This is a genomic window from Sphingobium sp. (assembly GCF_033795625.1).
Lineage (GTDB): Bacteria > Pseudomonadota > Alphaproteobacteria > Sphingomonadales > Sphingomonadaceae > Sphingobium.
The window spans coordinates 22321-45608 of the sequence record NZ_JARYGI010000004.1 but is presented as its reverse complement, the minus strand read 5'-3'; the positions used below and the strand labels follow the sequence as shown (position 1 = coordinate 45608).

At 60.8% G+C, this 23288-nt stretch carries 19 protein-coding genes and 1 tRNA gene; 10 read left to right on the top strand and 10 right to left on the bottom strand.

Going from position 1 to position 23288, the window contains the following annotated elements:
• Nucleotides 1–309: 309 nt before the first annotated feature.
• Nucleotides 310–2988 carry a DNA gyrase subunit A gene (gene gyrA, locus QHC67_RS03130; protein WP_319290854.1) on the top strand — a complete coding sequence of 893 codons (2679 nt, stop codon included), beginning with the start codon at nt 310–312 and terminating at the stop codon, nt 2986–2988.
• A gap of 34 nt (nt 2989–3022) precedes the next feature.
• Here gyrA and QHC67_RS03125 read toward each other — a convergent pair whose 3' ends face one another.
• The 3 genes from QHC67_RS03125 to QHC67_RS03115 are packed head-to-tail and all read right to left on the bottom strand — an operon-like array spanning nt 3023 to nt 6614.
• Nucleotides 3023–4291 (bottom strand): cyclopropane-fatty-acyl-phospholipid synthase family protein, encoded by a 1269-nt coding sequence (locus QHC67_RS03125; RefSeq protein ID WP_319290852.1) that lies wholly within the window; start codon nt 4289–4291, stop codon nt 3023–3025.
• Nucleotides 4292–4326: 35 nt separating this feature from the next.
• Nucleotides 4327–5700 (bottom strand): deoxyribodipyrimidine photo-lyase, encoded by a 1374-nt coding sequence (locus tag QHC67_RS03120; protein WP_319290851.1) that lies wholly within the window; start codon nt 5698–5700, stop codon nt 4327–4329.
• A gap of 2 nt (nt 5701–5702) precedes the next feature.
• The gene (locus QHC67_RS03115; protein ID WP_319290849.1) at nt 5703–6614 is read right to left on the bottom strand and encodes a histone deacetylase; all 912 of its coding nucleotides are present in this window, start codon (nt 6612–6614) and stop codon (nt 5703–5705) included.
• Between the two features lie 104 nt (nt 6615–6718).
• Here QHC67_RS03115 and QHC67_RS03110 point away from each other — a divergent pair, with 104 nt between their 5' ends.
• The 6 genes from QHC67_RS03110 (at nt 6719) to QHC67_RS03085 (ending at nt 12128) form a co-directional block, all read left to right on the top strand.
• Nucleotides 6719–7195, top strand: a complete 477-nt coding sequence (locus QHC67_RS03110) for an RNA pyrophosphohydrolase (RefSeq protein WP_319290846.1) — start codon at nt 6719–6721, stop codon at nt 7193–7195.
• An 86-nt stretch (nt 7196–7281) separates the two neighbouring features.
• A complete protein-coding gene (locus tag QHC67_RS03105) occupies nt 7282–8235 on the top strand; it encodes a DUF481 domain-containing protein (protein ID WP_319290845.1) in 954 nt (317 codons plus the stop codon).
• A 51-nt stretch (nt 8236–8286) separates the two neighbouring features.
• Nucleotides 8287–9525: a hydrolase gene (locus tag QHC67_RS03100; protein WP_319290843.1), complete on the top strand. Its 1239-nt coding sequence runs from the start codon at nt 8287–8289 to the stop codon at nt 9523–9525.
• 46 nt (nt 9526–9571) lie between these two features.
• Nucleotides 9572–10588, top strand: coding sequence for an arginine N-succinyltransferase (locus QHC67_RS03095; RefSeq protein WP_319290841.1), 1017 nt, complete (start codon nt 9572–9574; stop codon nt 10586–10588).
• Nucleotides 10589–10591: 3 nt separating this feature from the next.
• Nucleotides 10592–11857, top strand: coding sequence for an N-succinylarginine dihydrolase (locus QHC67_RS03090; protein ID WP_319290838.1), 1266 nt, complete (start codon nt 10592–10594; stop codon nt 11855–11857).
• 49 nt (nt 11858–11906) lie between these two features.
• Nucleotides 11907–12128: a hypothetical protein gene (locus QHC67_RS03085; RefSeq protein WP_319290836.1), complete on the top strand. Its 222-nt coding sequence runs from the start codon at nt 11907–11909 to the stop codon at nt 12126–12128.
• Between the two features lie 7 nt (nt 12129–12135).
• Here the strand turns inward: QHC67_RS03085 and QHC67_RS03080 are convergent, their stop codons facing one another.
• A complete protein-coding gene (locus QHC67_RS03080; RefSeq protein ID WP_319290834.1) occupies nt 12136–12396 on the bottom strand; it encodes a DUF6356 family protein in 261 nt (86 codons plus the stop codon).
• A 71-nt stretch (nt 12397–12467) separates the two neighbouring features.
• Nucleotides 12468–13178, bottom strand: a complete 711-nt coding sequence (locus QHC67_RS03075; RefSeq protein WP_319290832.1) for a glutathione binding-like protein — start codon at nt 13176–13178, stop codon at nt 12468–12470.
• 162 nt (nt 13179–13340) lie between these two features.
• Here QHC67_RS03075 and QHC67_RS03070 point away from each other — a divergent pair, with 162 nt between their 5' ends.
• Nucleotides 13341–14309 (top strand): magnesium and cobalt transport protein CorA, encoded by a 969-nt coding sequence (locus QHC67_RS03070; protein WP_319290829.1) that lies wholly within the window; start codon nt 13341–13343, stop codon nt 14307–14309.
• Here QHC67_RS03070 and QHC67_RS03065 read toward each other — a convergent pair whose 3' ends face one another.
• The 5 genes from QHC67_RS03065 to QHC67_RS03045 all read right to left on the bottom strand — a co-directional run bounded on the left by QHC67_RS03065 (nt 14310) and on the right by QHC67_RS03045 (nt 21193).
• The gene (locus tag QHC67_RS03065) at nt 14310–14771 is read right to left on the bottom strand and encodes a PilZ domain-containing protein (RefSeq protein WP_319290827.1); all 462 of its coding nucleotides are present in this window, start codon (nt 14769–14771) and stop codon (nt 14310–14312) included.
• A gap of 421 nt (nt 14772–15192) precedes the next feature.
• Nucleotides 15193–15269 (bottom strand) — tRNA-Arg (locus tag QHC67_RS03060).
• A 67-nt stretch (nt 15270–15336) separates the two neighbouring features.
• Nucleotides 15337–18060 carry a pyruvate, phosphate dikinase gene (ppdK, locus tag QHC67_RS03055; protein WP_319290824.1) on the bottom strand — a complete coding sequence of 908 codons (2724 nt, stop codon included), beginning with the start codon at nt 18058–18060 and terminating at the stop codon, nt 15337–15339.
• 155 nt (nt 18061–18215) lie between these two features.
• Entirely contained in the window at nt 18216–20318 is a 2103-nt protein-coding gene (gene glyS / locus QHC67_RS03050) for a glycine--tRNA ligase subunit beta (RefSeq protein ID WP_319291108.1), read from the bottom strand.
• Entirely contained in the window at nt 20318–21193 is an 876-nt protein-coding gene (locus QHC67_RS03045) for a glycine--tRNA ligase subunit alpha (protein WP_319290823.1), read from the bottom strand. Before QHC67_RS03045 ends, glyS begins: the two co-directional genes overlap by 1 nt.
• Nucleotides 21194–21355: 162 nt before the next feature.
• Here QHC67_RS03045 and QHC67_RS03040 point away from each other — a divergent pair, with 162 nt between their 5' ends.
• Together QHC67_RS03040 and QHC67_RS03035 are read left to right on the top strand one after the other, a co-directional pair.
• On the top strand, nt 21356–22273 hold the full coding sequence (locus tag QHC67_RS03040; protein WP_413818482.1) for a TraB/GumN family protein: 918 nt from the start codon (nt 21356–21358) through the stop codon (nt 22271–22273).
• Between the two features lie 41 nt (nt 22274–22314).
• Complete coding sequence (locus QHC67_RS03035; protein WP_319290818.1) at nt 22315–23196, top strand: TraB/GumN family protein; 882 nt, start codon at nt 22315–22317, stop codon at nt 23194–23196.
• The last annotated feature ends 92 nt before the right edge of the window (nt 23197–23288 follow it).

Here is a 23288-nt window from a genome sequence, read left to right as displayed (position 1 = left end):
CCTTAACGACAAACGCATCTACAATGCTTCACTTCGGGCCTGAACCGTCACACGCCCTCCGATGTTCCCCCTCGAACTAGGCCGTGACGCGTGAATACCCGTTGAACAGCGATATAAGGCGGGAAAATGCGTCTGTCATCGCAGATAGCACCATGCTCTTCCCCGTCGCGCCACTTCATCGCTCGGGAAAGCCGGTTCATCGCTCCAGCCCCTCGCACGCGCGCTTGCGCGAGGGGTGACAGGAGGCCTGCGCTCGGCTAGGGTCCAGCGACACAGAAATGTAACGCAACACCCGAAAAGAGAATTGCCTTGACCGACGAGACCCTCCTCGCCGACCCTTCGGATATCAGCCCGATCGACATCGTCGACGAGATGAAGACCAGCTATCTGGACTACGCAATGTCGGTGATCGTCAGCCGCGCGCTGCCCGACGTGCGTGATGGCCTGAAGCCCGTGCATCGCCGCATCCTCTATGCCGCGCATGAAGCGGGCTATGTTGCCGGACGCCCCTATCGCAAGTGCAGCCGCATCGTCGGCGACGTTATGGGTAAGTATCACCCGCATGGCGACAGCGCGATCTACATGGCCCTGGCGCGCTTGGCGCAGGACTGGTCGATGCGTGTCATGCTGATCGACGGCCAAGGCAATTTCGGGTCGATGGACCCCGATATGCCCGCGGCGATGCGCTACACCGAAGCGCGACTTGCCAAGGTTTCCAACAGCCTGCTGGAAGATCTCGATAAGGACACCGTCGATTTCACGCCTAACTATGACGCATCGGAGAGCGAGCCGCAGGTTCTTCCTGCCCGCTTCCCTAATCTCCTGGTCAACGGCGCTGGCGGTATCGCGGTCGGCATGGCGACCAACATCCCGCCGCATAATCTGGGCGAAGTCATCAACGCCTGCCTCGCCTATATCGACAATGGCGGTATCACTATTGATGAGTTGATCGAGATCATACCGGGTCCCGACTTCCCGACTGGTGCGCTGATCCTTGGCCAGTCCGGCGCGCGCCGTGCCTATCATGAAGGACGCGGTTCGATCATCATGCGCTCGCGCCATGTGGTCGAGGAAGGGCGCGGCGATCGCCAGTCGATCGTGCTGACCGAGATCCCCTACCAGACTGGCAAGAATGGCCTTGTCGAGAAGATCGCCGAAGCCGCCAAGGACAAGCGCATCGAAGGCGTCAGCGACATTCGCGACGAATCCAGCCGCCTGGGCGTTCGTATCGTCATCGAACTAAAGCGCGATGCCACACCCGAGGTCGTGCTGAATCAGTTGTGGCGGCACACGCCTGCGCAGGCAAGCTTCCCCGCCAACATGCTGGCGATCCGGGGCGGGCGGCCCGAGACGCTGAACCTGCGCGACATCATCGAAGCGTTCGTGAAGTTCCGCGAAGAGGTCATTACGCGGCGAACCAAGTTCGAGTTGAACAAGGCGCGCGAGCGGGCGCATCTGTTGCTCGGCCTAGTGGTCGCGGTGACGAATCTCGACGAGGTCGTGCGGATCATTCGGGCGTCCTCCAGCCCGGCCGAAGCCCGCGAAAAGCTCCTTACTCGGGAATGGCCTGCCGAACAGGTCGCGCCATATATCCGTCTCGTCGAAGCCATCGAGACGGAGATTTCCGGCGACGTGTATCGTCTGTCGGAACTGCAGGTTCGCGCGATCCTCGATCTGCGCCTGCATCGCCTGACAGCTCTCGGCCGCGACGAAATCGGCAACGAACTGGCTGGTTTGGCCGCCAACATCGCCGAATATCTCTCGATCCTTGAAGATCGCGTGAAGCTCTACGCCGTCATGCGCGACGAGCTTGTCGCCGTGCGGGATGAATTCGCGACTCCGCGTCGCTCGACTATCACGGCCGCTGCCGATGGGATCGACGACGAGGACCTGATCGAGCGCGAGGAGATGGTCGTCACCGTCACCCATCAGGGCTACATCAAGCGCACGCCGCTCGAGACTTTCCGCGCGCAGGGACGCGGCGGCAAAGGCCGGTCCGGCATGGCGACCAAGGACGAGGACGCGGTCACCAATCTGTTCGTGACCAGCACGCACACGCCGGTGCTGTTCTTCTCCACCCACGGCAAGGTGTACCGCATGAAGGTGTGGCGCCTGCCCGAGGGCGGTCCCGCGACGCGCGGACGCCCGATGGTGAACCTGCTGCCGCTGGCGAATGGCGAAACCATTCGCACCGTGCTGCCGCTGCCGGAGGATGAGGAAAGCTGGAAGGACCTGTCGGTGGTCTTCGCGACGGCGCATGGCAACGTCCGCCGCAATAGCATGGATGCCTTCGCGAACATCCCGAGCAATGGCAAATTCGCGATGCGCTTCGACGAGGACGCGACGGATCGCCTGATCGGCGTGGCGCTGCTTGGGGAGACGGACGATGTGCTGCTCGCCACGCGTCAGGGCAAGGCGATCCGCTTTGCCTCGACGGACGTACGCGAATTCCAGAGCCGTACATCGACGGGCGTGCGCGGCATGACACTGAAGGCAGGCGACGAAGTCATCTCTCTTTCCATCCTGCATCGCTCCGGCGCGACACAGGAAGAGCGCGAGGAATATCTGCGTTTCGCTCCGTGGAAGCCCGAAAAAGAAGGCGAAATGAAGGATCAGGAACGATTCGCAATGATGCGGGAGCATGAGCAGTTCATCCTCACCGTCTGTGCGAATGGATATGGCAAGCTGTCGTCCGCCTATGATTACCGCCGCACCAATCGTGGTGGTCAGGGCATCACGAACATCGACAATATCGGGCGCAATGGCCCCGTTGTCGCCAGCTTCGCGGTTGTCCATGACGATCATCTGATGCTTGTGACGGATCAGGCCAAGCTGATCCGCATGGGCCTGTCCAGCATGCGCGTCATCGGCCGCAATTCAGCAGGCGTGCGCTTGTTCAACGTGGCCGATAATGAGCATGTCGTCAGCGCCGCCCGCATCGAGGATAGCGATGAAGACGAGGCAGTGGTGGTCGAGACGTCCGAGTAACTACAGCCGCGGGCCGAGGAGCAATCCTCGGCCCTTAGTCGGCGCGAGTCAGCGTCACTTGCGCGACATCGATGCCGCCGCCGCGGAACCCGCCTTCGCAGTACATCAGGTAATAGCGCCACAAGCGCACGAATTCCGCGTCGAAACTTGCAGGAAGCCTTCCTGCCTCCACTGCGGCATCGAACCGTTCCCGCCACTGTTTGAGCGTCTCGGCATAATGCTGCCCGAAATTGTGCTGGTCTTGCCAGATCAGCCCCTGGGCCTCAGCTATTGCCCGGAAGCGGCTTTCGGACAGCAGTAATCCGCCGGGAAAGATATAGGCTTGAATGAAGTCGATGCTGTCGGCGTATCGGTCGAATATCGCATCATCTATACAGATATATTGGAGCGCCGCTCTGCCGCCCGGCTTTAGCATCCTGTGGATCGCCGCAAGATAATCCGGCCAGTATTGCTGCCCTACCGCTTCGACCATTTCGACGCTCGCGATCGCGTCGTAAGTGCCGGCGACATCTCTGTAATCGGTCAGCTCAACTCTCGCCCGCTCGGCAAAGCCGGCCCGCGCCAGCCGTTCGGCGGCAAATGCCTGCTGCTCGACAGACAGGGTGAGGCCCTCGTAGTTTATGCTCGCATGTTCGAGCGCGACTTGCGCAAGCCCGCCCCAGCCGCAGCCGATCTCCAGCAGCCTGTCACCATCCTTCAATGCGAGCCGCTTGATGACGGCTTCCGCCTTGCGCTGCTGAGCCACTTCCAAAGTCTCGGAAGGATCGGAGAACAACGCACTGGAATAATGGAGATTATCATCCAGCCAGAGGCGGTAGAAGTCATTGCCGAGGTCGTAGTGAAAGGCGATGTTCCGGCGTGCCCCGCTCAAGCTGTTCTTTCGCAGGAACTGTATCGTTTTGCCCAGCCACCTGTTGACGCCACGCGCGCGCGCCGTCCCTCCAAGTGTCCGTGCATTGGCCATGAACAAGGCGAACAGTGGCACCGGGTCAGGGCTATCCCATTCCCCCAGCGTCCAGGCGCGATACCACCCCACCGATCCGCCCAGACCCAGCCGCACAAGTGCCCGCCAGTCGCGAAGGTACACGATGCAACTTGGCCCCGCCGCGCGGGCGCCCAGCACTCGGGTCGTGCCGTCGGGAAGATGTGCCTCCAGCGATCCCGTCACCAGACCCGCATCGATCCTGTCGACGACGCCGTGAAAGCGCCACGCGATCAGCCGGGCAAACGGGTTGCGTCCCGGAAGAATGGCGCCGCCAGCCGTTACAAGATGGCGGCCGCGTCGCGGAGGCTGTGCGTTCATACGGCTCTCTAGCGCTCAGGCGGGGCTTTTATCAATCAGGCTTTGATATGCTTGTAAGCGGATAGCGCCCGTTCGCGTGCTTCGCGATGACCTATGATCTTTTTCGGGTAATCTTCGGGGCGGCATCCATGATCATCGGGATCGTGAATCGCCACGCCCGGTATGCCTGCCAGTTCCGGAACCCACTGACGGATATACTCTCCTGCGTCGAACTTTGCCGACTGAGCCAGCGGTGCCATGATGCGCACGAACATGCTGGCATCGACGCCGCTGCCCATCACCCACTGCCAGTTCACGGAATTGCTGGCATAGTCGGCGTCCACCAGAGTGTTCCAGAACCAGGCGTCGCCGACGCGCCAGTCGACCAGCAGGTGCTTCACTAGAAAACTAGCCGCGATCATGCGGACGCGGTTGTGCATCCATCCTGTCGTCCAGAGCTGCCGCATTCCAGCGTCGACGATCGGATAGCCGGTGCGCCCTTCTTTCCACGCGGCAATGTCATCGCTGGCCTCCCGTTCCGACCGCCAAGGCAGAGCGTCGAATTGTGCCTTGCCATTGACTTTGCCATATTCGGGGTAGGCGAGAATGATATTCTGGGCATAATCCCGCCAGACGAGCTCCTTCAAATATGTATTATGATCCCCGGATAAGCTACTGATACGGTTCCAGACTTGGGCGGCCGATACTTCGCCGAAGTGGAGGTGGGGCGAGAGGCGCGAAGACCCTTCCACAGAAGGCAGGTTGCGCCCTTCGTCATACTCTTCCGCATGTTCCTCGAAGGCTTGCAACCGCCGCGCCGCTCCAGCCTCTCCCGGCCTCCAATCCGCAAAGCCTTTTGCCCAATCGGGCTTCGTCGGAAGCAGCGCCCAGTCGGCCAGCCGCTCGCTCTTCGGCCATGTTCCAGGGGCCGCGATATGGTCGGGAGCATCATGTGGCTCGGCAGGAGGCATGTGCTGCCAGAGTGCCTTCATGAACGGCGTATAGATCTTGTATATCCCGTCGCTTCCGGTCCTGATCGTGCCGGGAGGAACAAGATAATTGCCGTCATGCAGTCGCAGGTCCAGCCGCTCGGCCACTGCCTTTTCCGCATTGCGCCACCATGGTTCATAGTGATGCAGCGCATGGACTTGGGTGGCCCTGATCTCCTCCGCGAGCTTAGGGAGAACCTCGGCACAAGCGCCACGCCGCAGGATGAGCCGCGAGCCCCTCTCCTGCAAACTCTCGTCCAGCCGCTTCAGGCTGTGATGCAGCCACCAGCGGGAAGCGCCGCCCATCTTGCGATGCTTCGGCGTCTCGTCGTCCAGCACGTAGACAGGAACGACAGGGCCCTCCTCCATCGCCGCCAGGAGGGCAGCTTGATCGGCAAGGCGCAGGTCGCGGCGTAACCACAAGATGACGGGAGCCGCCATGATTAGCCGTAGTAACTCATTGCCAGCACGCGCATGGCGTCTGCGTGACGGCGCGCCACCGCATGTTGATCGTCGCCATAGCCGCCGCCGAGGGCCGAAGCCAAAGCGATGCCCCGCCTGCGGGCCTGACCACCGACGAAGCTGTCCCGCGCGGCTAGACCGATATCCGTCAAGGCGAGCCTGCCCAGCCGATCTTCCCCATGGGGATCGACGCCCGCCTGATAAAGAATCAAGTCCGGGCCGCATGCGTCGATCAGTAGTGGCAAATAATGTTCCAGCGCGTCGATGTACGCATCATCTCCCGCGCCATCAGGCAGCGCGACATCGACGCTCGATATCGCTTTGCGCGTGGGGAAGTTCTTCTCTGCGTGCATGGAGAACGTGGTGACATCCTCCCGCCCAGCGAACAACGACGCCGTGCCGTCACCCTGATGAACATCGAGATCGATGATAAGCACATGCCTGACACGCTTTTCCGTCAACAGCCGATGCGCAGCGATCGCCAGGTCATTGAAAATACAATAGCCCGCGCCGGTCTCGTAAAGCGCATGGTGACTCCCACCTGCTCCATTGGCGGCATATCCGTGGTCGAGAGCCAAACGGGCCGCCATCCAGGTGCCCCCGCTTGTCCGCAGGGCCCTTTGTGCAAGAGCATGTGTTACCGGAAAGCCGATCCTGCGAGCCTTTTCCGGGGGAACTTCGGCACGTAGCACCTCCCCCACATAATCAGGATCGTGGATCGCTTTCACCCATTCTTCGGGCATGAGCGGGGCTTCATGTTCGACAGGCGGCGTCAAGTCAGTGCGTAGCAAGTCGCGCACCAGCGTATACTTGTCCCACGGGAACCTGGAAATTACTCGCGCATCCTGATCCTGCCGCAAACTATAATCCTGATGATGGACGAGCGGGAACATGCAGCCTATCTAGCCAGCCGAAAAGGGAGCACGACATTTGCGCCGATTCCCTTGTCGCGTCCACCCTTCCTTGGCCCCCCGAGGCGTCAGAGACTTAACCGATTATGTCCAAGACTGCTGAACTGCCTTACCGCCCGTGCGTCGGGATCATGCTCGTCAACACCGAAGGCAATGTATTCGTCGGCCAACGGCTGGATAACAAAGTCGAGGCATGGCAAATGCCGCAGGGCGGGATAGACCCGGGTGAAGATCCACGCACCGCCGCCTTCCGGGAACTGGGCGAGGAAACGGGCATCGATCCGGAACTCGTCAACATCATTGCCCATTCAAAGGAAGATTATTTCTACGATCTTCCAGAGGACCTGATCGGCAAGGTTTGGGGCGGACGCTATCGCGGCCAAAGGCAGATCTGGTATCTGGCGCGGTTCGGCGGCACGGATGACGCCATCAACATACAAACCGCGCATCCCGAATTCCGGGCATGGAAGTGGACACCGCCCGAAACTCTTCCAGAGTTGATCGTCCCTTTCAAGAAGAAGCTCTATCGCGATCTCCTGAAGGAATTTGGCCACCTGATCTGAGCAGCCCTGCCCGGTTTGCGCCCGGATGTGGCGATAGGCCGATCAGACGAGTGCAAACATACGATAAAATATGTAGGGTTGATTGCATGCTGCTTTGCAAACCTATTGTTACCTTGCTGCTTGCCGCTGCGACTCTGACGACCGCCAGCACGCGTGCGGATGCGGCCGACGATGCGCCAACGGCATCGAAAATGCCGGCTCCCCCGCCCCTTCCCGAAGCGGTGCGCAAGATGCTCGAAGATGCCATTGCCAGCGGCAATGAGGGTGACATCAGTGCCATTTCGAAGGTTGCACGACGGACCTATCCGGAAGCCTCCGCCGAGATTGCCTCGATGGTCAATCAGCATCGCATTGCCGTGGAAACAGCGCGCAAGGAGAAGCTGAGCGATCCGCATGTTCTGGCCTTATGGGAAGGGCGCGGCGAACTGGGTGGGTTCCTCTCGACGGGCAGCACCGAGGAAGTCGGTATCAGCGCTGGTATCAGTCTGCAGCGGCAGAGTCTCAATTGGCTGCACAAGATCCAGGGCAGCGCAGATTACCGCCGCGCGAATGGAGAGACGTCGCGAGAGCGGTTCGTCGGCTCTTACGAAGGCCGTGTACAGTTCGATGCCAGGGGCTATGCCTATGGACTGGCGCAATTCGAGCGTGATCCGTTTCTCGGATACGACAGTCGCTACACCACGTCTCTCGGTGTTGGCTATAAGGTTGTCCAGAACAAGAAGATGGATTTGTCGCTGAACGTCGGCCCATCGCTTCGCATGGTCGACTACACGCTGGACGAGACGGAGAGCAAGCTTGGCGCCCGATCGTCTTTCGACCTCGCGTGGAAGCTGACACCTGCGGTGACATTCCGGCAAAATGGGTCGGCCTATCTCGAGGATGAACTCAAAAGTGCAACGTTGCTGACATCGCTCGACGCCCGGCTCGTGTCCCGGGTAACGGCGCGCCTTTCTTACAACGTCCAGCGCGAAGCGGAGACGATCCTGACGGATGGGCGGACGGATACGCTCAGCAAAGTGACACTCGTCTACGACTTCTGATCTCCCTGATGAGGGTGGAGACTGGGCAAAACGTCTGTTATCCTGTTGCGTATGAGCGCAATAACCTTATCCGAGCGGGCAGTGCTCGAAGCGGCAGCATCAGCCCCGATGCTGCCCCAAGTCGAGCAATGGGCGGCCGTGAACAGCGGGTCGCGCAATCTGGCAGGCCTGAAGCAAATTGGGAATCTGCTCGCCGACGCCTTTTCAGTTTTGCCCGGTGCGCTGACGATGGTCGAGCCGGCTCCAGTCGACAGTGTAACAGCCGAGGGGCAAGTTCTTCCGGTAGCGCATGGCCAGCACCTGCATTTGACCGTGCGGCCGGACGCGCCTGTTCAGCTTCTTCTGACAGGGCATATGGACACGGTCTTCGGCGAAAATGATGGCTTTCAGGCAATGCGCTGGGTCAAACCTGGCGTTCTGAACGGTCCCGGCGTGGCCGATATGAAAGGCGGCATCGCGATCATGCTCGCGGGACTGAACGCCTTCGAAGGCAGTGAGTGGGCTCCGCAAATGGGATATGAAGTTGTCATCAACAGCGACGAGGAAGTTGGCAGCGGATCGTCGGCAGCGCTCATCGCCCGTGCGGCGCGGGGGAAAGTAGCGGCGCTGACCTATGAGCCCGCCCTGCCCGATGGGACATTGGCGGGAGCGCGAGCGGGGAGCGGCAATTTTTCCCTCGTCATCTTTGGTCGCAGCGCTCACGCGGGACGCAATCCGGAAGACGGCCGGAACGCTGTACTGGCGGCAGCCGACATCGCGCTTCGACTGAAGGCCGCCAGCGGGGTGACGCCCAATGGCCAGGGTTTCTCCTGTAACCCGGCCAAGATCGATGGCGGTGGTCCCAACAATGTGGTGCCCGACCATGCTGTCCTGCGTGTCAATTTCCGACCGCGAACACCGGCCGACGAACTCGCGGCAAGCACTCTGCTGGATCATGTGATTGCCGATGTAGCCGCTGAGCACGAGGTCCTGATCCACCGTCACGGGGGCTTCGGCCGTCCGCCGAAACCAATGGATCAAAAGGCGCAGCGTCTTTTCGGGTTGGTCAAGCAATGCGGCGCCGATCTTGGGATCGCCGTAGACTGGCGTGACACTGGCGGCGTGTGCGACGGGAACAATATCGCGGCCTGCGGCGTGCCGGTCGTCGATACAATGGGAGCACGCGGCGGGGACATCCACAGTGCGGATGAGTATCTCTTGACGGAGAGTCTGGCGGAGCGTGCGCAACTCTCGGCGCTCACCCTGATGCGCCTGGCCCGATCTGCGGGCCGGGGAGTCGAGCGGATTTGAAAAAGCATACGGCGCGAAAAGACAAGAGAGTGCGGGGGGTGAGAAATTGAGCTTTTTCATGCGACCGGCACGACCGGATGATCTGCAGACTTTATACGAAATGGCGAAGCTGACGGGCGGTGGCTTCACTAACCTGCCACCCGATCGTAAAGCACTTTCCGCGAAACTGGAGCGGACCGCCGAAGCGCTCTCGCGCGCGGAAGATACTCTAGCCGATGAAATGGTCGTGCTGGTTCTGGAAAATAGCGAAACCGGACAGGTCCGCGGTACGTGCCAGTTGTTCAGCGAAGTGGGTCAGAAATATCCCTTCTATTCCTATCGCCTTGGCACGCTGACGCAGCATAGCCGCGAACTGGGCCGGACTTTCCGGGCCGAAATGCTCTCGCTGACAACCGACCTCGAAGGGTCCACGGAAGTGGGTGGCCTGTTCCTGCACCCGCGTGAGCGTGCGGAGGGGCTGGGCCTGCTGGTTGCCCGCAGTCGCTATCTCTACATGCGGCTGCATCGGAAACGCTTCGGCGACCGGGTGATTGCCGAACTAAGAGGCGTGATCGACGAAGCAGGCGGGTCTCCATTCTGGGACGGCTTGGCGGGGCGATTCTTTGGGATGAGCTTTCAGGAAGCCGACGAATTCAACGCCATCAACGGTTATCAGTTCATTGCCGACCTGATGCCGAAGACGCCGATCTATACGGCGATGTTGACGGAACACGCGCGATCCGTGATCGGCCTGCCGCACCCCAATGGCCGCGCGGCGATGCGCATGCTGGAGACGGAGGGCTTCCGGAATGCGGGCTATATCGACATTTTCGATGGCGGTCCGACCATGGTGGGCAATGTCGATAGCTTGCGCACGGTGGCCGAATCACGCGAGGTTGTGCTTTCCCGTATCCATTCCGAAAAAGCCGCCAAGATGCTGATCGCCCGCGGGAAGCTGAAGGAGTTTCGATGCACTTACGGGTTTGTGACGGACGAACCGGACGGCACGGTTGCGCTCGACGCCGCCAGTGCCTCGCTTCTCGGGTTGGATATTGGCGATACGTTCACCACAGTGGATCGATAAGGCATGGCAGTTACCGAGATAAACTTTGATGGGATTGTAGGGCCTAGCCACAATTATGCGGGCTTAAGCCTCGGCAATCTGGCCTCGGTCGAAAATTCAGGCGCCGCGTCGTTTCCGCGGCAGGCAGCCCTGGAAGGCATTGCCAAGATGCGGGCCAATATCGTGCTGGGTTTGCAACAGGGTATCTTCCTGCCGCATCGCAGGCCCGACCACGCCTGGTTGAATTCACTGGGGACGAGCGTTGCCGACGCACCGACGCATATACGAGCCGCCGCTTTTTCCGCGTCGGCGATGTGGGCTGCCAATGCCGCGACGGTATCTCCGGCAGCCGACACAGTCGATCGTCGATGCCACCTGACCGTGGCGAACCTAGTCAGCATGCCACATCGCAGCCATGAGTGGCCCCAGACGCTGGCTCAATTGCAGGTCGCCTTCGCTTCGCCGAAGTTTGCGGTGCATAGCCCGGTTCCCCCGCCTTTCGGTGACGAGGGCGCGGCAAATCATATGCGCCTGTGCGAAGACCCTGCCTCCCCGGGCGTCGAGGTCTTCGTTTACGGGCGTTCGGGCGGCGCATTCCCGGCGCGCCAGCATCTGGAGGCCAGCCAGGCAGTGGCCCGCATCCACGGGCTCGACCCTGCCCGCACGCTATTCGTGGAGCAATCTGCCGAAGCCATAGCCGCGGGCGCGTTCCACAATGACGTGGTGGCCGTCGCTAACGAAGGCGTGCTCTTTGCCCACGAGCTGGCCTTTGCGGAGAAGATCCGGTTTTTCGAAGATTTGCGCCGTCTCCTTCCGTCCGTCCAGATCATTGAAGTTCCGGCGGCCGCAGTAAGCCTGGCAGACGCGATACAGAGCTATTTTTTCAACGCACAGCTTGTGACTCTTCCCGACGGCGCTGGAATGGCGTTGATCGTGCCAGGTGAAGCACAAGCGACGGCATCCGTGTCGACCTGGCTCGACACTTTGATAGCCGGGAACGGCCCGATCAGGCGCGTCATTCCAGTCGATGTCCGCCAGTCGATGGCCAATGGCGGTGGACCTGCCTGCCTGCGTTTGCGCGTGTTGGCAGATCCGCTGGACATCGATCCGCGCTTCATCGTTGATGACGGCAAATTGGACGGCATTGCCGCCATCATCGAAGACAACTGGCCCGAGCGAATTACCCCCGGGGACCTCTCCGATCCGGCGCTGACCGCGCAAGTCGAACATTCGTGGTTAACCCTTGTTGACCATCTGCAGCTTTCGCGCGAACTATGTGGGGACCGCTGACGAGGCTCCTGATGGCCGGATGGCGGCATCACATCGACCGCTGGAACCCATGCAGAAGCTCAAGCGCCTTTTCACGATCAAGACCAAGTTCGAGGCGTTTCTCGTGATATACGCGCTTGCATTGGGCGCGACGGAACGCGGGATAGTCTATATGGATCAGTATCCCGGCGTAGGCGGCCAGCTACTGGCCTTGTGCTGCACAGGCGCCGTGTTCATGGCGGGCGGCAAGGTGATCGACGCCGTGGACATGCAGCGTCGCTGGCAACTCTGAGCGTCGCCTAGATCTCATACTCCGGCAGAAAATTCGGAGGCGGTATTTGCGACATGGCGGCGCGCTCGCTCCTGGGCTGCATCTGCGCGTAAAGGTTTCGAACAGTGGAACTGCCCGTTTTCACGAACAGTGCAGGCAACAGTCCGTGGATCATGCAGGCTATGCCTCCCCCGACCATCCGCAGTCCAAAGAAGCCAGCCGTCTTCAGGTGGCCACCATATGTCTCACCGACAGCGCGTGGATGATCGAGGAAGTAGCGTTCTATCATGCCAGCGCAGCTCCTTAACTAGCCAAGCGGACATGATAACGCAAAACACGGCGGTGTTCCACGGCGAGAAATTACTTCCGAGCAGGAGCCTCCGCCTTTTGCCCGAACAGGATCTTCCGTTCCTCCTCGGTGCGAATGCCTGGAGGGCTGGGATTGATTTCCACCGCCCGCGCATACGCCCTCACGGTCGCCGGACGAGCCGCAATGACATCGAACCAGCGACGGATGTTCGGAAAATCGGTTAGATCCTGACCCTGCGCTTCATGAGACACGATCCACGGATAGATCGCCATGTCAGCGATCGTATAATCCCCTCCCGCGACAAAGGGACGATCCGCCAGCCGTTTGTTCAAAACACCGTATAGGCGGTTGGTTTCGTTCACATATCTTTCGATCGCATAAGGTATCTTTTCAGGAGCATAATTGCGGAAGTGATGATTCTGCCCTGCCATAGGCCCCAGGCCGCCCATCTGCCAGAACAGCCACTGCAGCACTTCTGCGCGACCGTGCAAGTCGGCAGGAAGGAACTGACCCGTCTTCTCGGCGAGATACAAAAGGATCGCGCCCGATTCGAACAGGGATAAAGCGTCGCTTCCGTCGGCTGGTTCTCTATCGATGATGGCGGGCATCCGGTTGTTGGGGGCGATCGCAAGGAAGTCCGGGGCGAACTGCTCGCCCTTGCCGATGTTGATGCCGTGCAAGGCGTAGGGTACGCTCGCCTCTTCCAGAAACAAGGTCACTTTGTGCCCGTTCGGCGTGGGCCAATAGTAGAGGTCGATCATCAGGCGGACTCCAGGATGCTTGCGACGGACGTCGCGCTCGGCTTCCTAATTAGGACTGATGGAGACACGTTCAACCGTCACGCACGCGTCATCCCGAACAGTGCCCGCTTGCGCAGCATCCCCCTTCTGGTAGTCGGGAGGCTGCTTTGTAGTGAGGTGATCGTGACCGTCGTTGCTGCTTATCTGTATCGGGACGGAAGCCGGATTCGGCCAGTAGCCATCGATGAAATCAGCCCATGCTCCGGTGGCAGTTCAGAGTTCGTGTGGATAGGCCTTTACGAGCCGTCCGAGACGGAATTACGGACGCTCCAGACCCAATTCGGTCTTCATCCCCTGGCGGTCGAGGATGCTCTAAAAGCCCACCAGCTTCCGAAGGTCGATGTCTATGGCGACCAGCTCTTCGTCGTGGCACGTACAGCCCACCTGGAAGGCGACAAGATAGCCTACGGGGAGACGTCCGTCTTCGTCGGCCGCAATCACATCATTTCGGTACGCCACGGCTCAGCCCGGGCGCACACGGAACTTCGGAGTCACCTGGAAGCTGCACCTACTCTCCTGGCGAACGGCGTGGATTATGTGCTGCATGCGATCCTCGACTTCATCGTGGACGGCTATTTGCCTATCGTCGAAGCAATCGAAGAAGAAGTGCTGAACATCGAGCAGCGCGCAATGGACGCATTTCTCTCTCGCGAGGATGTGACGCGGATCTTTTCCCTTCGACGGGAAATCATACGCTTTCAGAGGACGCTTGGTCCTATGGGTGAGCTGTGCAGCAGGCTGGTCAATCTCGATATGCCGTGCATCGATACTGACGTCCGGCCCTATTTCCAGGACGTGCTGGACCATGTGCGGCGCGTTGAAAGCATGACGGGTGGGTTGCGGGACGTGCTGACCTCCGTTTTCGAAGTTAGCAGTCTGCTCGAGCAGCAGCGGCAAGGCGGGATCACCCGGCAGCTAGCGGCCTGGGCGGCGATCCTGGCAGTACCTACGGCGGTTGCGGGCATATACGGAATGAACTTCGAGCATATGCCCGAACTGAAAACCGAATATGGATATTATGTCGTTCTGGCGGTGATCACGTTAATCTGTGCGGCGCTCTATGTCCGCTTCAAACGCGTTGGCTGGCTGTAGTCACAGCAAGGCGATCAAGCCCGCAATCCCGCCCCAGAGCACGAGTGACGATGCAATGATGATAGGGACGCCGCGCGCCAAGCGCTCGGTGTTGGGTGCGTCCTGCGCAAAATCATTCCCTAGAAGCAGGTTTGGTTCGGGAGCGGCCGGTTCGCTCTTGAGCAGCGCTGCGCTGATCATGGCGTCCGTGATGGGGGTAAGGAACTGACAACCGGCCAGCGGACCGCTGCTCCAGGTAACACGCGCTTCTGCCGCTGGGCCATGGGGCAGATTGATCGTCACCGAGTCATTCACGGTGAGAGGCTGGGCCGTGCGCAGGAGAGCGCCGCCCACGGAGATGTCCATTATCACGGCCGTATCGGGACCCGAATCCGCGATGCGGAGAAACAGCGGCTTGCGCGCATTGCGGCGGGACTGCTGCTCTGGCGTACCTTCTGGAAGTGAAAAGGATGGTTCGGCCACGTGCTTGCTCCGGAAATTACCCCGGATCACTAGCACCGACATAGTTGCTAAACAGTTTATGTATCTGGCAGCGCGTTAACCGAGTAGCGCCGCCCAGCAGCGGAAGTCAGCGTCGCCGCGTATATAGCAGAGCTGCCACGATGGCGGCGGAACCGATACCCACCGCTGCGCCCAGCGCCACAGACTTTTTGGAAGGCCCCTTGCCTGGCTCGGAGGCATGCTCCGAGGCCACAGCGTCTTCGGACACAGGCGCTTCCCGTTTATCCGCCTCACGCGATCCTGTAGTCATTCATCATCTCCACGTTTCTGCGGCCACAACGCGCGAAACCGGGCAAGGATGCCACTTCGTGAGCTTCAGGCCAAATGCAAAAGGACCAGCTTTCCAACTGGTCCTTGCTGCGCCGAAGCGTCTTTTTTCCCCTGGTGCACCCGGAGCGATTCGAACGCCCGACCCTCAGATTCGTAGTCTGATGCTCTATCCAGCTGAGCTACGGGTGCGTCAGGGAAGTGCGCAGATAGAAGGGGGCGCTGGTTCTGGCAACCCCCTTTTACCGCTTTGCCCCGTTTATTTCGCTGCCGCCTGTTCCCTGGCCTTCAAAGCGGCCTGCGCCGCTGCAAGGCGGGCGATAGGAACGCGATAAGGAGAGGCGGAAACATAGTCGAGACCAGTGGCTTCGCAGAAGGCGATGGAGGCCGGATCGCCGCCATGTTCTCCGCAGATGCCAAGCTTGATATCCGGACGTGTCGCGCGGCCACGCTCGGCAGCGATCTGAATCAACTCGCCTACGCCTTCGATGTCGATGCTGACGAACGGATCGCGCGGGAATATCCCCTTGTCCACATAGGCGCCAAGGAAACGACCTGCGTCGTCGCGGCTGATGCCGATCGTCGTCTGCGTCAGATCGTTGGTACCAAAGGAGAAGAACTCACCCACCTGGGCTATTTCCCCGGCCTTGAGCGCCGCCCGCGGCAGTTCGATCATCGTGCCCACCAGATATTCGATGGTCGTGCCACGTTCGGCGAAGACTTCCTTGGCCTGCGCGTCCACGATCGCCTTCATCAGCTCCAGCTCCTTCGCGGTGGCGACGAGCGGGATCATGATTTCAGGGATCGGGGCCGTGCCGCTTTGCGCCGCGACATCGATGGCCGCTTCGAAGATCGCGCGCGCCTGCATCTCGTAGATCTCGGGGTAGGTCACACCCAGACGACAGCCCCGATGGCCGAGCATCGGGTTGAACTCGTGCAGTTCGGACGCACGGCGGCGCAGTTCGTCCACACCCACGCCAGCAGCCTTCGCCACTTCGGCAAACTCCGCCTCCTCATGCGGCAGGAATTCGTGCAGCGGCGGATCGAGCAGGCGGATGGTGACGGGCAGCCCGGCCATCACCGTAAAGATCTCCGTAAAGTCGCTGCGCTGTTCCGGCAGAAGCTTCTCAAGCGCCTCGCGACGGCCCTTCTCACTGTCGGCAAGGATCATCTGGCGCACCGCGGTGATGCGGGCCGCATCGAAGAACATGTGCTCCGTGCGGCAAAGGCCAACGCCCTCCGCACCGAATTCCCGCGCCGTCTTGCAGTCGAGCGGGGTTTCGGCGTTAGCACGTATCTTCAGGCGACGGACCTTGTCCGCCCAGACCATCAGCGTACCGAAGTCACCGGCCAGTTCAGGCTGAACCGTAGGCACCGCGCCCGCCATCACTTCGCCAGTCGAGCCATCTATGGTGACGACGTCGCCCTCGACCAGTTCACGCCCGGCGACGCGCAGGATCTTTGCCTTTGCGTCGATAGACAGGCTGCCAGCGCCCGAGACGCAGGGGCGACCCATGCCGCGCGCCACCACGGCGGCGTGGCTGGTCATGCCGCCACGTGCCGTCAGGATGCCCTTGGCCGCATGCATGCCGTGAATGTCTTCGGGCGACGTTTCCGTACGGACCAGGATCACCGCATCGCCCATTTCATTGCGCCGCTCGGCCGTGTCGGCATCGAACACCACCATGCCGGAGGCTGCGCCGGGAGAGGCCGGAAGCCCCTTGGTCAGCACGTCGCGTGGAGCCTTGGGATCGAGCGTCGGGTGCAGAAGCTGATCGAGTGCAGCCGGATCGACTCGGGCAACCGCCTCTTCCTCAGTGATCAGTCCCTCGGCTGCCATGTCGACGGCCATTTTCAGCGCCGCCTTGGCCGTGCGCTTGCCAGAACGAGTCTGGAGCATCCAGAGCTTGCCCTGTTGCACAGTGAACTCAATGTCCTGCATGTCGCGATAATGCCGTTCCAGGATCTGGAACACACGCGCCAGTTCCGCATAGGTTTCGGGCATTGCCTCTTCCATCGAAGCGGCAGAGGCCCCTGCCCGCTCACGCGCCGCCAGCGTCAGATATTGCGGCGTGCGGATACCCGCGACGACATCCTCACCCTGTGCGTTGATCAGGAATTCGCCATAATAGACGTTTTCGCCGGTGGACGGATCGCGCGTGAAGGCCACGCCGGTCGCCGATGTGTCGCCCATGTTGCCGAAAACCATCGCCTGCACATTGACGGCCGTACCCCAGTCACCCGGGATGTCGTTCAGGCGGCGATAGACCTTTGCGCGATCCGCCTGCCAACTGCCGAAGACAGCGCTGATGGCGCCCCAAAGCTGATCATGCACATCCTGCGGGAAAGGCTTCTTCCACTGATCTGCGACGATCTTCTTATACTCGCCGACCAGTGCGCGCCAATCGTCGGCGGTGAGTTCCGTGTCCAGCGTATAGCCATTGTCTTCCTTCGCGACCTCCAGCGCTTCCTCGAACGCGCCATGATCGAGTTCGAGCACCACGTCGGAATACATCTGGATGAAGCGGCGATAGCTATCCCACGCGAAACGCGCGTCACCCGAAGCGGCCGCCAGCCCCTCCACCGTCTCGTCGTTGAGGCCGAGATTGAGTACGGTATCCATCATGCCCGGCATCGACACCCGTGCGCCCGAGCGAACCGACACGAGCAACGGGTCGGAAGCGTCGCCGAACTTCTTGCCGGTCACACCTTCGATGTGCGCGATTCCATTGGCGACTTCCGCACGCAGGCTGTCGGGGAAAACTTCGCCATCGACATAATAGCGCGTGCACATTTCGGTCGTGATCGTGAAGCCGGGAGGAACCGGCAACCCGATGGACGCCATGCCATCCAGATTGGCGCCCTTGCCCCCCAACAGGTTCTTGTTTCCCTTGCCGCCGTCATCGACGCCCCCGCCGAAGCGATAGACATAGCGAACTTCGCTGCCTGTTGTGGTGTCGGTCGTCTTGTAAGCGGTAGCCATGGATGTCCCTCTGCACTGGGAAGTTTAAGGCGCATTGTGCGATGCAACACGGATTGGTTCAAGGCAGGAAGTGGCAAAATATGCAACCGGATTCATGATGAACCGCACTTTCGATGTTGTCAGTTGCAGCTGCCGTGAAAGATAATTGCTTTATTTCAGCCTTCAATGCGGGAGAAATCCGCAACGCCGTGCACCGCATCGCGCATTCTGGCGAGCAATGCGAGCCGGGCGGAACGCTTTTCCGGATCGGGATCATTGACTGTCACGTTATCGAAGAAGGCGTCGATCGGAGCGCGAAGAGTCGCGAGCGCGGCCATGGCAGCGGCGAAATCCTCGTTAGCAATGGCTTCGGCAGCGCGCGGCTCGGCGGCATCGAGGGCAGCGATCAGCGCGGTTTCGGCGGGTTCGGGGGCATAGCCGTTTCTCACATCATAGGCGATCGGGGGCTGTGCTTCCTTCTTGAGAATATTCGTAGCGCGCTTGTATCCAGCAAGGAGGTTTGTACCGTCAGCTGTTTCCACAAATAGCTGAAGAGCCTTCACACGCCCTAAAAGGCGAACGAGGTCACGCTCACCGCCAATGTCGTCGTCACCGCCCAGGAAAACAACAGCGTCAATAACATCGTGCCTTACACCGAAATCGCGCTGTTGAACTTTAATACGATCAATGATGAAATCGTTGAAGTGGTCAGCAGCGAGGATCGCTCCCATATCTGGGGAGCCCTTCGAGAGCGGTTCTGATGCGTGGAATAAGTCGTAAATCGAAATACGTACGCTGTTCGTGATAATAAGGGCGATTAAGCCTAATGCGGCTCTCCGCAAAGCAAATGGATCTTTTGATCCAGTCGGCCTCTCATCAATCAGAAAAAATCTCGATAAAGTATCCAGCTTGTCCGCCAAACTCACCGCCACCGTCACAGGCGCGGTCGGGACTTCGTCGCCCTGTCCTACCGGCTTGTAGTGATCGCGAATGGCATCGGCAACCGCGTCCGGCAGGCCTTCGGCCCGGGCGTAGTAGCCGCCCATGATGCCTTGCAGTTCCGGAAATTCGCCGACCATTTCCGTCACAAGATCGGCCTTGCACAGTTCCGCGGCCTGCCGCGCCAGAGCGGGATCGCAGTGGGGAACGATCCCCTCCGTCGCGAGCCATTCGGCCAGCTTCGCAACGCGCTCGACCTTATCCGCAACAGTGCCGAGCTTCTCATGAAAGGTGATGCGTTCCAGCTTCCTTGCGTGTTCGGCGAGGGGGGTCTTCTTGTCCTGTTCCCAGAAAAAGCGCGCATCGCTAAGGCGCGCCGCCAGGACCTTGCGATTGCCCGCGATGATCGCCGCGCCTCCGTCATGCGCCTCTATATTCGCGGTGCAGATGAAGACTGAGGCCAGATTGCCCGCCGCGTTGCGGAGGACGAAATACTTCTGATTGGTGCGTAGGGTGAGCTGAATGACTTCGGGCGGCACTTCGAGGAACGCCGGGTCGAAATCACCGAGCAGCGGCACTGGCCACTCCGTGAGGCCTGCGTTTTCCGCGACCAGTCCTCTGTCTACGACCAACGTCAGGCCACGCGCTGCCGCGGCGTCCTGGGCCTTGGCTTCGATGATGCCCATGCGCTCGGCGTGATCAACGACGACATGGCAGGCGCGCAGCTTTTCCACATAGTCGTTCGCCCCCCCGATCGTGATCTGATCCGGATGATGAAAGCGATGACCGAGCGTTGCAAAACCGGAGCGGACACCCTCGATTTCCATGTCCACAAGCTCTTCGCCAAGGATCGCGACGATGCCCTGCAAGGGGCGCACCCAGCGGAGGCTTTCAGTCGTCTGGCTGGCACTTCCCCAGCGCATCGACTTTGGCCATGGGAAGGCGCGGACGATCGCCGGGACGGCTTCGGCCAGAACATCGGAGGTTGCACGGCCCGGCTTCTCGATCACCGCGAACAGGATGACGTTGCCCTTCGCATCGGGTCGCTCGACCAATTGCTCGCGCGTCAGCCCGGTTTTGCCTAGGAAGCCCGCCAATGCCTGAGGTGGCGCATCGGCGCGAGGGCCTTTCAATTCCTCGTTCACGGCTTCGGTTCGGAGCGGCAGGCCGCGTGCGATCAGCGCAAGGCGGCGGGGCGTGACGAAGGACTCGATGCCCTCCGCCTTCAACCCGGCTTCGGCCAGTTTCTCCGTAAATAGACGCGCCAGATCCTCCGACGCCTTCTGCTGCATCCGCGCCGGGATTTCCTCACAGCGAAGTTCGAGCAGGAAGTCGGTCATCACGCTGCCCACCCGTTGGTCTTCATCCACGCCTCGCAGCTACCTTTGGCGAGGTCGCGGACGCGGGCGATGTAGCTGGCGCGCTCCTGTACGGAGATGACGCCGCGCGCCTGCAACAGGTTGAAGACGTGGCTTGCCTTGATCGCCTGATCATAGGCCGCCAGTGGAACGTCGGCGGCGATGCTGGCCTGACATTCGGCTTCCGCGTCCTTGAACCAGCGGAACAGCTTTTCGGTATCGGCGATCTCAAAGTTCCACTTCGACATCTGCTTTTCGTTCTCGAGGAACACGTCGCCATAGGTCACGCCTGCGTCGTTGAAGCGCAGGTCGTACACGCTGTCGACGCCCTGAATATACATGGCCAAGCGCTCAAGTCCGTAGGTCAGTTCGCCCGCCACCGGCTTGCAGTCATAGCCGCCCATCTGCTGAAAATAGGTGAATTGCGTGACTTCCATGCCGTCGCACCACACTTCCCAGCCGAGGCCCCAGGCTCCGAGCGTCGGGCTTTCCCAGTCATCCTCGACAAAGCGGATGTCGTGCAGCAGCGGGTCGATCCCAATCTCCCGTAGGCTGCCCAGATACATGTCCTGAAGGTCCGGCGGCGACGGCTTCATGATCACCTGATACTGGTAATAATGCTGAAGCCGATTGGGGTTCTGGCCATAGCGCCCATCGGTCGGGCGGCGCGAAGGCTGGACATAGGCAGCGTTCCACGGATTCGGGCCGAGGCTGCGCAACGTCGTCGCCGGGTGAAAAGTGCCCGCACCGACTTCCATGTCATACGGTTGCAGGATTACGCAGCCTCGCCTGCTCCAATAGGCATGGAGGGTCAGGATAAGGTCCTGAAAGCTGAGCGTATCGGGCTTTGCGGCCATGTTTCGTCTTTGCGCCTGCTCTGGAAATCGCGTGGCGGTGCCTTGGCCTATGGGGCCGGACGGGTCAAGCCGGGCGGGCGGTGAAGATGGTAAAAACGCTTGCCGCCTTACCTGCGCCACCGCATTTAAGAGCCCGCTCCCTAAGCTACGAAAGTGCGCCGCGTGATCCTTCGATTGATATTGTCTCTCTGGCTGCTGCTCGGCCTGTCGACTGCGGCGCATGCTCAGGAAGTCGCTGCAAAGCCTAGCGAAGTCAGCGCCGATCCGGCTTTGTGGGTGGTGAAGGATGAAGATACGACGATCTACCTCTTCGGCAGCGTCCATGTGTTGAAACCCGGCACTGTCTGGTTCGATGACGAGATCAAGGCGGCATTCGACAAGTCGGACGAACTGGTGCTGGAACTGGTCGAACCGGATCAAGCCACCATGGCGCAAAAAGTGGCTGCTCTGGGGATAGATCCCGATGGTCCGCCGCTTACAGAGAAGCTCCAGGCAAAACCCCGCGCCGCCTATGTCTCCGCGATGACGGCCAATGGCCTTCCCTGGCAGGCATTGGAGAAGTTCCAGCCTTGGATGGCGGGGATCACCTTGGCTGTCGCGCCGCTGGGCAGGCTTGGCTATGCCGCCGATGCAGGTGTCGAGAAGACGCTGACGGCCGCCGCCAAGCAGGCTGGCAAGCGGATCGAGGGCTTGGAGACGGTGGACCAGCAATTGGGCTATTTCGCAACCCTGCCTGAAAACCAGCAAATCGCGTTCCTCAACGCCACCGTTGCCGAACTGCCGGAGATGGAAACCACGTTCGCACGGATGATCGCCAGCTGGAAGAAGGGCGAAGTGGACGCGCTGGCCAAGGAAATGAATGATTCGCTGGAGGCTACGCCTGAGCTTGCGCAAGTGCTGCTGTTCAACCGTAACGCCAATTGGGCAAAGTGGATCAGGGCGCGGCTCGACGCGCCGGGCACCGTGTTCATAGCCGTAGGCGCCGGGCATCTGGCAGGGCCGCAGGACGTGCAGGACAAGCTCAAGGCGCTTGGGATCGACACGAAGCGCTTGAGCAAGGCAGACTTCGGGCTGAAGTGAGCCGCCATTGATCGCGGCCTTGCGCGGTCTACATGATAGCCATGCACAAACCTATCATGGCCATCTTCGGCCTCGCCCTGCTCCTGCTGGGCGCCTGCACCGGCGAGCGACCATCGAAGGAAGAGCCCGGCGGCCCCGCATTGTGGCGCGTGGAGAAGAGCGGCAAGCAGGCTTTCATATTCGGGACCATCCATGTTCTCCCTGACGATGTGAAGTGGGAGACAGCGGCGCTTCGGGACGCCGTCGCTGCTGCGGACCGGCTCGTGCTGGAAGCGGAGGGGCTGGACGATGCAAAGGGGACGCAGCAGATCTTCGACCGGCTGGGGCGGACGCCGAACCTGCCTTCCCTCGGTAGTCGCGTGCCCGCGCACGAACGCCCTGCGCTCACGTCGCTGATGAAGCGTGGCGGGTTCGATGAAGCGGGCCTCTCCCGATATGAAAGCTGGGCCGCTTCGCTGCTCCTTGCGACCGTAGCGCAAAGTGAGTTGGGCCTGTCCGGCGCAAAGGGCGTGGAGCCAGTGCTGACCGCCGGTTTCCGCGCCGCTGGTAAGCCCGTCTCCGGGCTCGAGACGATATCCGATCAGTTCGGCCTGTTCGATCGCTTGCCCGAGGACGTGCAGCGCCGCCTGCTGATCGACAGCATCGACGATGCCAAAGACAGCCGCGCCCAATATGACCGGATGCTGCGCGCCTGGCTCAGCGGCAACATGAAGGCGATCGCGCGCGATTTCGTGGCGGAGCTTGCGCCCGAGCCCGCGCTGGCCAAGCCTTTGCTCACCGAGCGCAATCGCGCCTGGGCGAAGCGCATCGCGCAATTGCCCGGACGGCCCTTCGTTGCCGTGGGCGCCGCGCATCTGGCTGGCCCCGACAATCTGCTCGTCCTGCTCCAGCAGCAAGGCTACAGCATCAGGCGCATCCAGTAGCGCTCGACGCGCCCTTGCCTTTCCCCTGATTTCTGCTAATGGCCCCGCTCCCGTCATGGTCATCCCTGGAGGCGTGGCGGGCATTTTGGAAC